Origin of the sequence: Bradyrhizobium sp. WD16 (assembly GCF_024181725.1) — a bacterium.
GTDB lineage: Bacteria > Pseudomonadota > Alphaproteobacteria > Rhizobiales > Xanthobacteraceae > Bradyrhizobium_A.
This window is the reverse complement of sequence record NZ_CP028908.1, coordinates 4,354,254-4,367,367: the sequence shown is the minus strand read 5'-3', so window position 1 is coordinate 4,367,367 and position 13,114 is coordinate 4,354,254. Positions and strand designations below refer to the sequence as shown.

The 13,114-nt window shown below is 66.0% G+C and carries 12 protein-coding genes and 1 pseudogene; 6 read left to right on the top strand and 7 right to left on the bottom strand.

Annotated elements, in window-relative coordinates:
* Positions 1-170: 170 nt before the first annotated feature.
* The 4 genes from DB459_RS20300 to DB459_RS20285 all read right to left on the bottom strand — a co-directional run bounded on the left by DB459_RS20300 (position 171) and on the right by DB459_RS20285 (position 3,056).
* A complete protein-coding gene (locus DB459_RS20300; RefSeq protein ID WP_253707054.1) occupies positions 171-749 on the bottom strand; it encodes a TetR/AcrR family transcriptional regulator C-terminal domain-containing protein in 579 nt (192 codons plus the stop codon).
* Positions 710-2,233, bottom strand: coding sequence for an IS66 family transposase (locus DB459_RS20295; RefSeq protein ID WP_253707052.1), 1,524 nt, complete (start codon positions 2,231-2,233; stop codon positions 710-712). The genes DB459_RS20300 and DB459_RS20295 overlap by 40 nt, the downstream gene beginning before the upstream one ends.
* 77 nt (positions 2,234-2,310) lie before the next feature.
* A complete protein-coding gene (gene tnpB, locus DB459_RS20290; RefSeq protein ID WP_253707050.1) occupies positions 2,311-2,667 on the bottom strand; it encodes an IS66 family insertion sequence element accessory protein TnpB in 357 nt (118 codons plus the stop codon).
* Positions 2,664-3,056 carry a transposase gene (locus DB459_RS20285; protein ID WP_253707048.1) on the bottom strand — a complete coding sequence of 131 codons (393 nt, stop codon included), beginning with the start codon at positions 3,054-3,056 and terminating at the stop codon, positions 2,664-2,666. Before DB459_RS20285 ends, tnpB begins: the two co-directional genes overlap by 4 nt.
* 127 nt (positions 3,057-3,183) lie before the next feature.
* On the opposite strand from DB459_RS20285, the pseudogene DB459_RS20280 reads away from it, so the two are divergent.
* Positions 3,184-3,336 (top strand): annotated as a pseudogene (locus DB459_RS20280) (IS256 family transposase); the annotation flags it as partial.
* 198 nt (positions 3,337-3,534) lie between these two features.
* Here the strand turns inward: DB459_RS20280 and pip are convergent.
* Together pip and DB459_RS20270 are read right to left on the bottom strand one after the other, a co-directional pair.
* Positions 3,535-4,491, bottom strand: a complete 957-nt coding sequence (gene pip, locus DB459_RS20275; RefSeq protein ID WP_253707046.1) for a prolyl aminopeptidase — start codon at positions 4,489-4,491, stop codon at positions 3,535-3,537.
* 82 nt (positions 4,492-4,573) lie between these two features.
* Positions 4,574-5,656, bottom strand: coding sequence for a COX15/CtaA family protein (locus DB459_RS20270; protein WP_253707044.1), 1,083 nt, complete (start codon positions 5,654-5,656; stop codon positions 4,574-4,576).
* A gap of 102 nt (positions 5,657-5,758) precedes the next feature.
* Between DB459_RS20270 and DB459_RS20265 the strand changes: the two genes are divergently transcribed.
* On the top strand, positions 5,759-5,971 hold the full coding sequence (locus DB459_RS20265; protein WP_253707042.1) for a DUF2842 domain-containing protein: 213 nt from the start codon (positions 5,759-5,761) through the stop codon (positions 5,969-5,971).
* Positions 5,972-6,147: 176 nt separating this feature from the next.
* Positions 6,148-7,338 carry a GNAT family N-acetyltransferase gene (locus tag DB459_RS20260; protein ID WP_253707040.1) on the top strand — a complete coding sequence of 397 codons (1,191 nt, stop codon included), beginning with the start codon at positions 6,148-6,150 and terminating at the stop codon, positions 7,336-7,338.
* A gap of 147 nt (positions 7,339-7,485) precedes the next feature.
* On the opposite strand, the gene DB459_RS20255 is transcribed toward DB459_RS20260, so the two are convergent.
* The gene (locus tag DB459_RS20255) at positions 7,486-9,771 is read right to left on the bottom strand and encodes a GumC family protein (protein ID WP_371926789.1); all 2,286 of its coding nucleotides are present in this window, start codon (positions 9,769-9,771) and stop codon (positions 7,486-7,488) included.
* A 199-nt stretch (positions 9,772-9,970) separates the two neighbouring features.
* On the opposite strand from DB459_RS20255, the gene DB459_RS20250 reads away from it, so the two are divergent.
* The 3 genes from DB459_RS20250 to DB459_RS20240 all read left to right on the top strand — a co-directional run bounded on the left by DB459_RS20250 (position 9,971) and on the right by DB459_RS20240 (position 12,941).
* Positions 9,971-10,123: a hypothetical protein gene (locus tag DB459_RS20250; RefSeq protein ID WP_371926788.1), complete on the top strand. Its 153-nt coding sequence runs from the start codon at positions 9,971-9,973 to the stop codon at positions 10,121-10,123.
* A gap of 7 nt (positions 10,124-10,130) precedes the next feature.
* Entirely contained in the window at positions 10,131-11,267 is a 1,137-nt protein-coding gene (locus tag DB459_RS20245) for a glycosyltransferase family 4 protein (RefSeq protein ID WP_253707036.1), read from the top strand.
* Between the two features lie 126 nt (positions 11,268-11,393).
* Positions 11,394-12,941, top strand: coding sequence for an undecaprenyl-phosphate glucose phosphotransferase (locus tag DB459_RS20240; protein ID WP_253707034.1), 1,548 nt, complete (start codon positions 11,394-11,396; stop codon positions 12,939-12,941).
* Positions 12,942-13,114: the final 173 nt, after the last annotated feature.

Here is a 13,114-nt window from a genome sequence, read left to right as displayed (position 1 = left end):
CAAAACCACACTAGAATCATGATCATTGCTAGTGTCCCCTTGTTTCCAACGTTCGTATGAGCGCCTGCTGCAATGGGATACGAACGTTGGAAACGGGACATTAGCTCTCCATGGACCTGAACCAAATGACCGTCACGCTGCCGGATTTCCTTGAGGACTGGCGCTTCTACTCAGCCCTCGGGGTCATCAGGCCGACGGCGTGAGGGCTCAGGGCGAGCGACTTCGACCGCCGGGTCTTTGCCCGGCAGAAACCCGCAGATGCCCAGCGCGCAATCCACCTGGGCGTCAATTCGTCCCGGTTTCGGCGCGTCGAGTTTGCCGAACAACACTACCAAGTGTAACTCGCCCCACACCGCGCCGAGCAAAGCGCTCGTCACCGCAGGGACTTCGCCGGTATTCGGCCCCAGCACGGCGGCCATGGCGCGCTTCGCCGCAGCTTCGATGTCGGCCCGGCATTTCGGCATGACGCGTTCATGGAAATTCTCCGCCAGCGCCGGATAGTGCCGCACCTCCGATATGGGCAGTCGGCTGAGATGAATCAGTCGCGGCGTAAGTCCGAAGGCAAGGGCAGCAACCAGCCGATAGCGTAACTCCTTAAGGGGATCGTCAAGCGGCTGTCGTCCGCCGTCGTCCCAGGGGAAGTCATTGGCAGCGCCCGTGACGCCAACAAGCAGCTGCCGCTTGTCTTGATAGAGCGTAAGCGTCGTTCTCAGGCCACGGCTCTGAGGTCTTGCTTTCGGTAGGCCCACGGCAATAGCGCGTCGATATCGCGATTGGGATGACCGTTGACGATCCTGGTGAGGACATCCGTGAGATAGCCGAGTGGATCCATGTCGTTGAGTTTGCAGGTCTCGATCAGTGTTGCGATGGTGGCCCAGTGCTCAGCGCCTCCGTCAGAGCCAGCGAACAAAGCATTCTTCCGGTTCAGCGTAATCGGGCGGATGGAACGCTCGACGGTGTTGTTGTCGAGCTCGATGCGGCCATCGTCGAGGAAGCGGGTCAGTCCCTCCCAGCGCGACAGGGCGTAGTTGATCGCCTCGGCGAGTTTGCCCTTTTGGCTGATCAGACCGAGTTTTGTGCGCAGCCACGGCTCCAATGCGTCGATCAGCGGCCGGCTTTTCTGCTGCCTGGCCAGGCGATGCTCCTCGGCGCTGCGGCCACGGATGTCCTTCTCAATCGCATACAGCGCAGCAATACGCTGAAGCGCTTCGCTGGCAATCGGCGCAGGTCCGGCCGTGGCGAGTTTGTAGAAGTTGCGCCGGACATGGACCCAGCAGAACGCAAGCTGCACGTCGCCGCGCTCGGCCAACCTGCGGTAGCCGGCATAGCCGTCGACCTGCAAGATGCCCTTGAAGCCGTCGAGATGGATGATCGGCCGCTCGGCTTTGCGGTCCGGGGCATAGACATAGGCCACGCCCGGCGGATCGGATCCGCCCCATGGCCGGTCATCGGCGGCATAGGCCCACAACTGGCCGGTCTTGGTGCGGCCGCGGCCGGGATCCAGCACCGGCAACGTCGTCTCATCGGCGAACAGTTTTGGCCGCTGCTTGAGCTTGTCGAGCAGGCGTTGGTGCAGCGGACGCAGGTGCCAGGCGGCATGCCCCACCCAGTCTGCCAGCGTCGAGCGGTCGAGGTCGACGCCTTGCCGGGCATAGATCTGGGCCTGGCGGTACAGCGGCAGATGGTCGGCATATTTGGAGACCAGCACCTGGGCAATGGTGGCTTCCGTTGGCATCCCGCCCTCGATCAGCCGCGCCGGCGCCGGGGCCTGCACGACGCCGTCCTCGCATTGGCGGCAAGCGTATCTCGGTCGGATCGTGACCAGCACCCGGAACTGCGCCGGCACGATATCCAGCCGCTCGCTCTTGTCTTCGCCGATCCGGTGCAACACGCCCTGGCAGCAGCGGCAAGTCCTGTCGTCGATGTCGATGGTCGTCTCAATCCGCGGCAGATGCGCCGGCAGCGCGCCGCGGTTGGCTCGCCGCTTTGCTGCTCCGGCCTGTCGCGCGGCCGGTGTCGCCTGCTCGGCGCCCGCTGCGTCACACGCCGCCGCCTGCTCGACGTCTTCCAGGCCCAGCAGCATCTGCTCCTCGGGCAGCGTCTCCGCCCGGCGGCCAAACTGGTGGCGCTGCAGGTCCCTGATGATCTGACGCAGCCGTTCGTTCTGCACCCGCTCGGCGAGTAGCATCGCTTTCAGGGTCTCGAAATCGTCAGGCAATCCATCGCTCGGCATGATCAAATCAGATCATATTTTCCCGCACTTTGCGACGATTCCAACGATGCTGATTCACTTCGTCGCAGAGCCAAGTATCAGCCCGGCTGCGCCGGCGTCACCGTCTCGCGCAAGGCATGGACACGCCGCCAATCCAGCCCTTCGAGCAGCGCCGACAATTGCGCAGCCGACAGATGTATCACGCCGTCTTCGATCTTCGGCCAGCGGAAGATGCCATCCTCAAGACGCTTGGCGAACAGGCACAACCCCGTGCCGTCCCAGAACACCAGTTTGATCCGATCCGCACGTTTGGCGCGGAACACGTAGATCGCGCCTGAGAACGGATCCGCCGCCAAACTCTCGCGCACCAGGGCCGCCAATCCATCCGCGCCCTTGCGGAAGTCCACAGGCTTGGTCGCCACCATCACCCGCACCGCGCCGGTCGGGCCGATCACGCGCCGGCTTTCAACGCCCGCAACACCGCGGCGATCGTCTCCGCCGAAGCACCGGGGCCGATGCGCACCATCACGCCGTCGATCGCAACCTCGATCGTTCCGGCGAGCGGTTCGTCCTGGTGCCGACCCGTGGCCTTGCGCTGCCGGGGGCCGGCGGCGCCGCGCGGTGCCGCATCGACCACCGCCGGAACGAACCGCAGCTCCTCATCCCTGGAAGCGACCGTCTGAGCTTCTCTGACTTGCCGGCGCCAGCCGAACAATTGCTGCGGCGACAATCCATGCCGCCGAGCCACGCCGGAAACAGAATCGCCGCCGGTCTCGATCTCCGCGACCACCCGAGCTTTGTCCTCGTCGCTCCACGTCCGCCGGCGACCCGCGCCGGTGAACACCTCAAGCCGTCGAACCGGCCTGGTGATAGCACTATCCACTGTGTCCATTCTAAGCCTAACGGTCAAAGCCAAGCCGCAGACTCGCAGATCCGGACATCAGCCGGAAGGTGGCGCCGGAACGACGCTTACCTTCAAATTGCTCGAAGGCGCACAAAAAAGCTGGCGTCGCCTCGATGGCCACAACCAGTTGCCAAAACTCGTTCTCGGTGTGACATTCAACGACGGGATCGAGGTCGTCGCCAAGCCGACCGACCGTCAGCCCATAACCGCCGCCGCCTGACCGCCCCGGCCGTCACCAAAATTTGGCGATAGCTCATGTGGTGGATCTGACGCTCCTATCAGCGTTGCAGCGAATTCTCCGTACGTGCGTCAGATCCAAAACCACACTAGAATCACCGCCATGCTGATGTCCCTTTGGTTCTAACGTTCGTACGAACGTTAGGGCTCTGCTACCTTGGGCCGAGCCGGGATGAGCAGACTAAAGCTTCCAAAACTCATCCAGGGCGCGGAGCGCCAGCGGCATGAATTCGTTGCCGCCGCCGTGTCCGGCATCGTCGAGGATGTGTAACCGACTGGACCTCCACCGCCGGGACAACTCCCAGGCCGTGACCAGCGGTCCACTGACATCGAAACGTCCGTGGACCAGAACGCCGGGGATGCCGTCCAGCCGGGCGGCGTCACGGATGAGCTGGTTCTCCTCGAGAAAAGCGGCATTGCGCCAGTAGTGCGTGACCAGCCGAGCAAAGCGCAATCGAAATTCCGGGTCCTGGTAGCGCGGGTTCGGCGTAGAACCTGGCGTCAGCGAGACATGGGCATCCTCCCAAGTGCACCACTCGCGCGCCGCGTGATCTCGCACGGCAGGATCGGGATCCACAAGCATCGTGGCGTAAGCGTCGACCAGGCGCAGATGCCGCAGGTGGACAGGGACTGCGCTCGCAAAGCGGTCCCATTCCCGTGGAAAGATCCGCCCGACATCCTCGGTCATCCATTGCACTTCGCGTCGCGAGGTCGTGGTCACGAATCCCAGCACCATTGCGCTCACCCGCTTGGGGTGAACCTGGGCGTAGGCCAGTGCGAGAGTCGTGCCCCAGGACAGACCCAAGATGGTCCAGCGCTCCACGCCGAGCACCTCGCGAAGCACCTCGATGTCGGAAATGAGGTGGGCCGTGGTGTTGGCGCTGAGCTGAGCGTCAGGCTCATTCGCCAGGGGACGGCTGCGTCCGGAGCCGCGTTGATCGAACAGCACGGCGCGGTAAAGACCCGGGTCGAAGAACCGGCGCTGTCCTGCCGAGCAACCGGCGCCGGGACCACCGTGCAGATAGAGCGCGGGCTTGCCTAGGGGATTGCCGCAGCACTCCCAATAGACGCGGTGCCCCTCGCCGACATCGAGCATCCCGCGGTCGAACGGTTCGATGGCCGGGAACTGTTTCGACATCGCCTCCCCCCTGAAGAGGTGCCGCGCCATCTTGCCTGTCGCCGCGCAGATCGGCGCGAAGCCCGGCCGCACTCCGCCCTGGTCAACCCGGCTGGCCGGCGAGCCCGAGCCGGGGCTGCGCGGCGCCGGAGGTCGCCGGCGTCAGGCGCTCGACCTGGACCAGCGCCAGCGTCAGCACCACGATCGCCACGCCCTGGTGGGCGAGCGCGATATCGAGCGGCACCATGTGGATCAGCGTGAGGATGCCGAGCGTGACCTGGACCAGCACGGCCGCCAACAGCGCCAGCGCGCCGCGACGGACCGAGGCCGAGCCGTGGCGCAGAGCATCGAGGAGATGCAACAGCACCGCGACGGTGATGAGATAGGCAAGCATGCGGTGGCTGAACTGCACGGTGAGCGCGCTGTCGAAGAAGTTGCGCCACCATGGCGCCTCGAAGAACAGCCGCTCGGCCGAGGGGATAAGGCCGCCGTCGATCTGTGGCCAGGTGTTGAACACCCTGCCGGCGCGAAGACCGGCGACCAGCGCGCCGAAATAGATCTGCAGGAAAACGAGCCCGAGCAGGATTCGGCTGCCGATCCGCAGCCGCGCCGAAGTCACCGCGCCAGCGGCGGAGCTCAACCGCCGCAACGTCCAGACGATCCCGGCGAAGATCACAAGTGCGAGAATCAGGTGAGCGGCGAGGCGATACTGTGACACTTCGACGCGCTCCGTCAGCCCCGAAGCCACCATCCACCAGCCCACCGCGCCCTGCAGCGCGCCGAGGCCGAAGATCACCCACAGGCGGCGGCGCAGATCCGGCACGAACCAGCCGCGGGCGAGAAAGAACAGGAACGGCAGCAGATAGACCATGCCGATGACGCGCCCGAGCAGGCGGTGGCTCCACTCCCACCAGAAGATCGTCTTGAACTCCTCGAGGCTCATGCCCCGGTTGAGTTCGCGATATTGCGGAATGGTCTTGTAGGCCTCGAACGCCCTGGTCCAGGCCTCCTCGCCCAGCGGCGGCAGCGCGCCGGTGACCGGCTTCCACTCGACGATCGACAGCCCCGATTCCGTCAGCCTCGTCGCGCCGCCGACCAGCACCATGGCGGCGATCAGCGCCGCGACCGCGATCAGCCAGACGCGAATGACGTTGAGGCGGCGGGCCGCGATGGAGGATTCGGTCATGTTGGACAGGCGATTGAACTTGATTGCACAGGTCCCGTGCTTATAGTCCGGCCGCACCGCAGCGAAAAGCGGTGAAACCGCCGGACCACGCACAATTCCGTCATGAAAATCCGCCAGCGCAAACTGCTCGGAACCGTCGCCCTCCTGGTGCTGGTGATCGTCTGGTCGCTGCTGGCGATGGCCTTCGCGCAGGCGCCCTTCATCGCCAGCTCGCGCCTCGTCCAGTTCATCTATTATGTGGTCGCCGGGCTCGGCTGGGTGCTGCCGGCAATGCCGCTGATCAGCTGGATGGCGCGCCCGGACACACCAGCTTGACGCCGCGGCTCGACACCGCAGCTTGACGCCGCGCACTGCCGGCATGCCAGATGCGCATGCCGGCATGCCGCTCTCAGGGGGCGCGACGCCCTTCTTACGCTTTCTTGACGTTTGTCTGCAAAGGTTTCAGACACATCCGAAAATTGCTCATTGCGCCCAGGGGTTCGATTCCTGCAATGACGTTGGCTGCCACGACCGACGAGAGCCCAATGCCAACCCTGACGCGATCATCACGAATGGCGCAGGTCGAGGTGCTGCACCGCTTCGAGGAAGCCGAGCCTCTCTGGCGGAGCTTCGAGAATGCCAACCATCTCTACACCCCGTTCCAGCGCTACGACTTCCTCTCCGCCTGGCAGCGCCAGGTCGGCAGCCGCGAAGGTGTCGCCCCCTATGTCGTGGCCGGCCTCGACGCCGCCCGCCAGCCCTTGCTGCTGCTGCCGCTCGGCATCCAGAGTGAAAACGGGTTGCAGGTCGCCAGCTTTCTCGGCGGCAAGCACGCGACCTTCAACATGCCGCTGGTCCATCGCGCCTACGCCGCCAATGCCGGGCGCGCCGATGTCGATGCCGCGATCGCGATGCTGCGCCGGCGCGCCGACCGGCCCGATCTGCTGTCGCTGGCCCGGCAGCCCCGGACATGGGAGGGCATCGCCAACCCGCTGGCGCGGCTCCCCGGCCAGCCGGCCATCACCGGCTGTCCGCTGCTCAAGCTCGCGCCCGGTGCCCGCCCGGAAGAGCGCATCAGCAATTCGATGCGCAAGCGGCTTCGCAGCAAGGAGCGCAAGTTGCAGGCGACTGCCGGCTATCGCTATACGATCGCCCGCAGCGACGCCGACATCCAGCGCGTCCTCGATGCCTTCTTCGTCATCAAGCCGCTGCGCATGGCGGCCCAGAAACTGCCGAATGTCTTCGCCGACACGGGCGTCCGCGAATTCGTGTTCGATGCCTGCCTGAGCCGGCAGCCGAGCGGCGGGCGCACCGTCGACATCCATGCCCTCGAATGCGACGACGAGTTGATCGCCGTGTTTGCCGGTGTCGCCGATGGCCACCGCTTCTCGATGATGTTCAATACCTATACGGTCTCCGGTCTCGCCCGATACAGCCCCGGCCTGATCCTGCTGCGCAATATCATCGACCACTATGCCGAGCGCGGCTACACCGCGATCGATCTCGGCATCGGCACCGACGACTACAAGCGGATGTTCTGCAAGAACGACGAGCCGCTGTTCGACAGCTTCCTGCCGCTCGGCGCCAAGGGCAGCGTCGCCGCCCTGGGACTGTCGTCGCTCGGCCATGCCAAGCGCCTCGTCAAGCGCAGCCCGGCGCTCAGCCAGGTGGCGCAGCTGCTGCGCGGCACCTTGCAGCGCTGACCGTAGCGCCACGCACCCGCTCCGCCTCGCCAAGGGGATTCCAGCCAAGGGCAAGCAACGACGTCGGAAACCATTTCCATCGCCAGGCCCGCGCTCTTCGCCGGCATGGCGCCTGCGAGCCACGCCTCACAGCGGCGGCGGGCGCCCTCAGGCCGCTGCCGTGCGGGACATGGTGCCGGCCGGATCGACCGGACCGCTCAGCATCGCGACGCCGAGGAAGCCGGTGGCGCGGAGCTGGTCGCTCATCACGCTGCGCGCGGCAGGCGTCATCGCCGAATCCGGGATCACCACCGCCTGGGCACTGGACGACAGCAGCGCCGCCGGCAGGTCGGCGGCCGTGCCGGCGTCCAGCACCACATGGTCATAGGCGCGCAGCAAGGCATCGATCGCGAGTCCGAGCCGCGGCGACTGCAGCAGCGCGCGATCCCTGGAGGCGCGGCCCGCGCCGACCAGGTGGACCTGCGACAAACGGTCCTGAGAGATGATCTGGCCGAAGGAAGCCGAGCCGAGGATCAGATCGGAGAGGCCCGGCGCCATCGGATCGTTGGAGACCGCGCCGAGCGTCGGCGAGGAGATCGACAATTCCACCAGCACCACCGAAGCCCGGCGCGCCATCAGGCGCGCCAATGTCAGCGCCGTGAGCGTCACGGTCTCGTTCTGGCCGGCGCCGATCATCGTCACCTTGCGGGCCCGCTCGCCGAGCGCCACCAGGTTCTGTGCGAGCTGCTCGATCTCGGTCACCGGCGCCGCGAGTTCGGGATGATGCGCGGGCGGCACCGGCGGCGCAGGAGGCGGCGGTGCAAGCACGGCACCCGGCCCGGTCACCGCCCCGATCGGCGCTGTCGCCCTGTCGGGCGCCACCGCAATCGCGATCGTCGGTGCGAACACCGGCTCGAGGCCGGTCACGGCGACCGCCGATCGCGGCGCCGCGGATTGCGGCGCGGTCATGCGCAGCAACTCGCCCGACACGATCGCGCCGGCGGTCAGCATCAGGGTCGCGAGCGTGACGATCAGCACGATCGGCAGCTTCTTGGGGAAGGCGGGCATGTTGGTGACGATGGCGCGCGAAATGATGCGCGCGTCGCTCGGCACGGTGTCGATGGATTCGCGCGCCGTCGCCTCGCGGTATTTCGCCAGGTAGGATTCCAGGAGGTCGCGCTGCGCCTTGGCTTCACGCTCGAGCGCCCGCAACTGCACGTCCTGGCTGTTGGTCGAAGTCGCCTGCCGCTTCATCTGGTCGAGGCTGGCGGTGAGGCTTTCCACCCGCGCGCCGGCGATGCGGGCGTCGTTCTCGAGGGAGCGCGAGATCTTGCTGGCCTCGTCGCGGAGCTGGCGATCGAGATCGGCGATCTGCGCCTTGAGCTCCTTGATGCGCGGATGGTTGCCGAGCAGCGTCGAGGACTGCTCGGCGAGCTGGCCCTGCAGGGTGATGCGCTGCTCGTTGAGGCGGCGCACCAGTTCGGAATTGAGCACCTCGGAAGCCTCGATCGGACGGCCGCTCTGCAGCATGTCGCGGATCAGCCTGGACTTGGATTCGGCGTCCGATTTCTGTGCCTTGGCGTTGGTGAGCTGGGTGTTGATCTCGCCGAGCTGCTGGTTGGAGAGCGTGGTGTTGTTGGTGCCGACGAACAGGCTGGACTTGGAGCGGAATTCCTCGACCTTCGCCTCGGCATCGGCGACCTTGCCGCGCAAGCTCTCGATCTCGCCCGCCAGCCATTGGCCCGCGGAACGGGCCTGGTTCTGTTTGGCGGCCTGTTGCAGCACCAGATAACCCGCCGCGATGGAGTTGGCGACCTTGGCCGCGAGTTCGGGGTCCTGGGACTGAAACTCGATGGCGATCACCCGCGACTTGTCGACCGCGAACGCGGCAAGCCGCTCGTAGTAGGAATCCAGCACGCGCTCCTCGGGCGTCAGGCGGAACGGGTCGCGCCCGATGCCGACCAGCGCCAGCAGCGACTTGAGCGGCGACACGCCGCGCAGGACCGGATCGAATTCCGGCAAATCGGCGAGCTTGTTCTTCTTGATGACCTCGCGCGCGAGGTCACGCGACAACACGAGCTGGACCTGGCTCGTCACCGCCTCGGGATCGAGAGTGGTCCGCTCATCGCTGCGCTCGGCGTTGGGACGCAGGAAGATATTCTCGCGGGCGTCGATCAGAATCCGCGCCTCGGACTTGTAGCGCGGCGTGATCATGTTGACGACGAGCAGCGCGGCGACAAAGGCGAAGGCGGTGGGCAGGATCACCCAACGCCTGTGCCGGGCCAGGGCACGGCCGACTTCACGGATGTCGAGGTCGCCGCGCAGCAGCGCGCCCCTCTCCTCCGCCGCATCGGCCGCCTCGATCTCCGCAGGACTCCGGGGCATGGCGGCCTCTCGCGCCGGCACCGATCCTGCCGCGCTGCTTCCCCAGCGGCGCCCCAACGCCCAACGCATCACCACGCTCCTCAATCGCAACCGACGAGATCCGCCACCCGCCGATTACACTCCATTAAGGTTGCTGCGGCGTTAATCCACACGGTCGCGGGCAGGTCAGGCACCGCCCCGGCGACGGAATCACCCTTTGTTAACCATCAAAGCCGTTAATCGCCCGATTATTTTTCAATGGATTCTCGACATGCGGTGCCGCCGCAGAATGACCTGTCGATTGCCTGCCAGCCTGCTCGCGCTTGCCCTGTCGGGCTGCATCACCCGCACCGAGGCGAGCGGACCGGTGCGCGCCAGCGTGCCGCTCGGCGCCCTGCTCAAGCCCGGCGACACCGTCGTCGTCAGCGAGCGCTGGTCCTGACATGACGATGGCGACGACCACGAGCGAGAAGCCCCTGCGCATCCTCCACGCGGTGCGCGCGCCGGTCGGCGGCATCTTTCGCCATATCGTCGATATCGCGGCGGGCCAGGCGGAACGCGGCCACGCGGTCGGCATCGTCGCCGACAGCCTCACCGGGGGCGAGCGTGCCGACACAGCATTCGGCCAACTCGCGCCGCGGATGAAACTCGGCATCCATCGAATCCCGATCCATCGCGCGCCGCACCCGTCCGACTTCGTCGTCTGGCTGCGCTTTGCCCACCTCGTGCACCGGCTCAAGCCGAACGTGCTCCACGGTCACGGCGCCAAGGCCGGCGCCTTCGTCCGGCTGCGGCCCTCTGCGCGCAGCAGCATCCGCATCTATACGCCCCATGGCGGATCGCTGCATTTCGGACCGAACACGTTCGAAGGCCAGTTCTACCTGCGGCTGGAACGGGCGCTGATGAACCGTACCGAACTGTTCCTGTTCGAAAGCGCCTTCGCCCGCGACACCTATCAGGCGCGCATCGGCGAGCCGTCGGGCCTCGTGCACACCGTCTTCAACGGCGTCACCGCCGGCGAATTCGATCCCGTCGTCACCGCCCCGGACGCCACCGACGTCGTCTATGTGGGCGAGTTTCGCCACATCAAGGGGGCCGACCTCCTGATCGAGGCGATATCACGGTTGCGGGCGGCGGGGCGATCGGTGACGCTGACCCTCGGCGGCGACGGCGAGGAGACCGGAGCGCTCAGGGCCCAGGTGGAGCGTCTCGGCCTCACCGAGGCCGTGCGCTTCATCGGCCATGTCAAGGCGCGCTACGGCTTCTCCAAGGGACGTCTGCTGGTGGTGCCCTCGCGCGGCGATTCCATGCCCTATGTCGTCATCGAAGCCGCCGCGGCCGGGATCCCGATGATCGCCGCCCGGATCGGCGGCATTCCCGAGATCTTCGGTCCGCACGAGGCGGGGCTGTTTGCAGCCGGCGATGTCGGCGCCATGGCCGATGGCATCGCCGCCGCCCTCGCCGCCCCCGACCGGACGATCGCCCGGGCCAAGGACCTGCGCGAGCGCGTCTTCATGCATTTTTCCCAGAAGGCGATGGTCGAAGGGGTCCTCGCGGGCTACCGCGCGGCGTTCGCCCGCCGTTAACCGAACCCTTCTGCAATAACGATTTTTTTCGATTTCTCCGGTATCCGGGGAAGATCAAATCGTCGACCGCCATCGTCCGCCGCCATCTGTTGTCGTATTCTATTGCAACTACCGGATGCCTTGCCCGTGACTCCGACCGATGCCCGATCCACGATCGACGCCGCCGCGGCTGCGCCGGCGATCGGCCCGGCCGGCGCCCCGCTCGTCGAGCGCCGTCGGCGGCTGTCGCCGGCCGCGTTGGCGGTGACCAACCAGAAGGTCCGCTCCGCCTACTCGCCGGTGGTCATCGCCGGCGTCGTGCGCCTGATCGACTTCGTGCTGATTGCCGCGACCGGAATTGCGATCGACCTCGCCTATGTCGTGCCGGGCAACGGCTTCAGCTGGACCTATCTCCTCGTCATCCTCGGCGTTGCGGTGGCGGCGGTCATCGGCTTCCAGGCCGCCGACATCTACGACGTGCAAACCTTCCGCGGCCGCCTGGTGCAGTTGACGCGGCTGATCTCATCCTGGTCCCTGGTGTTTCTCCTGTTCATCGGCGCCACCTTCTTCGCCAAGCACGGCAGCGATTTTTCGCGGCTGTGGCTGTCGGCCTTCTATTTCAGCGGCATCGCCGTGCTGGTCGGCTCGCGCCTGGCGCTTCGCATGGTGGTGCGCAAATGGGGGCGCGACGGCCGGCTCGACCGCCGCACCGTGGTGATCGGCGCCGACACCAACGGCGAACAGCTGATCAATGCGCTGCGGACCCAGGAGGACAGCGACATCAAGCTGCTCGGCGTGTTCGACGATCGCAGCGACAGCCGCGTCCAGACCACCTGCGCCGGCCTGCCCAAGCTCGGCAAGATCGACGACATCGTCGAATTCGCCCGCCGCACCCGCGTCGACCTCGTGCTGTTCGCCCTGCCGATCTCGGCCGAGACGCGCATCCTCGACATGCTGCGGAAATTGTGGGTGCTGCCGGTCGACATCCACCTGTCGGCCCACACCAATGCGCTGCGCTTCCGGCCGCGCTCCTATTCCTATCTCGGCGACGTGCCGACCCTGCACGTCTTCGAGCAGCCGATCACCGACTGGGACCTGGTCCTGAAATCGCTGTTCGATCGCGTCGTCGGCGGCCTCATCCTGCTGCTGGTGTCGCCGATCATGGCGCTGGTGGCCCTGGCCATCAAGCTCGACAGCCCGGGGCCGGTGCTCTTCCGCCAGAAGCGCTTCGGCTTCAACAACGAACGCATCGACGTCTTCAAACTCCGCTCGCTCTATCACCACCAGGCAGACCCTGCAGCCTCCAGGGTGGTGACCAGGAATGATCCACGGGTGACGCGGGTCGGCCGCTTCATCCGCAAGACCAGCCTCGACGAGCTTCCCCAGCTGTTCAACGTGGTGTTCAAGGGCAACCTGTCGCTGGTCGGCCCCCGCCCCCATGCGGTGCAGGGCAAGCTGGAGAACAAGCTGTTCGACGAGGCGGTGGACGGATATTTCGCCCGCCACCGCGTCAAGCCCGGCATCACGGGCTGGGCCCAGATCAACGGCTGGCGCGGCGAGATCGACAACGCCGAGAAGATCCAGAAGCGCGTCGAGTTCGATCTCTACTACATCGAAAACTGGTCGGTGCTGTTCGACCTGTACATCCTGTTCAAGACGCCGCTGGCGCTGCTGAAGACCGACAATGCCTATTGAGCGACGATAGCGAAGTGCGAGTGCCGGCATCGGCCGGCGTGGCCTAGTGTGGCGTCTCGCAATTGCCTACCGCCTTTGCGGCAAGCCTCTCGTAGGCAATTGCGAGACATAAGCCACACTAGTGTGGTGGATCTGACGCTCGTTTCAGTATTGCAGCGAGTTCTTCGAACGAG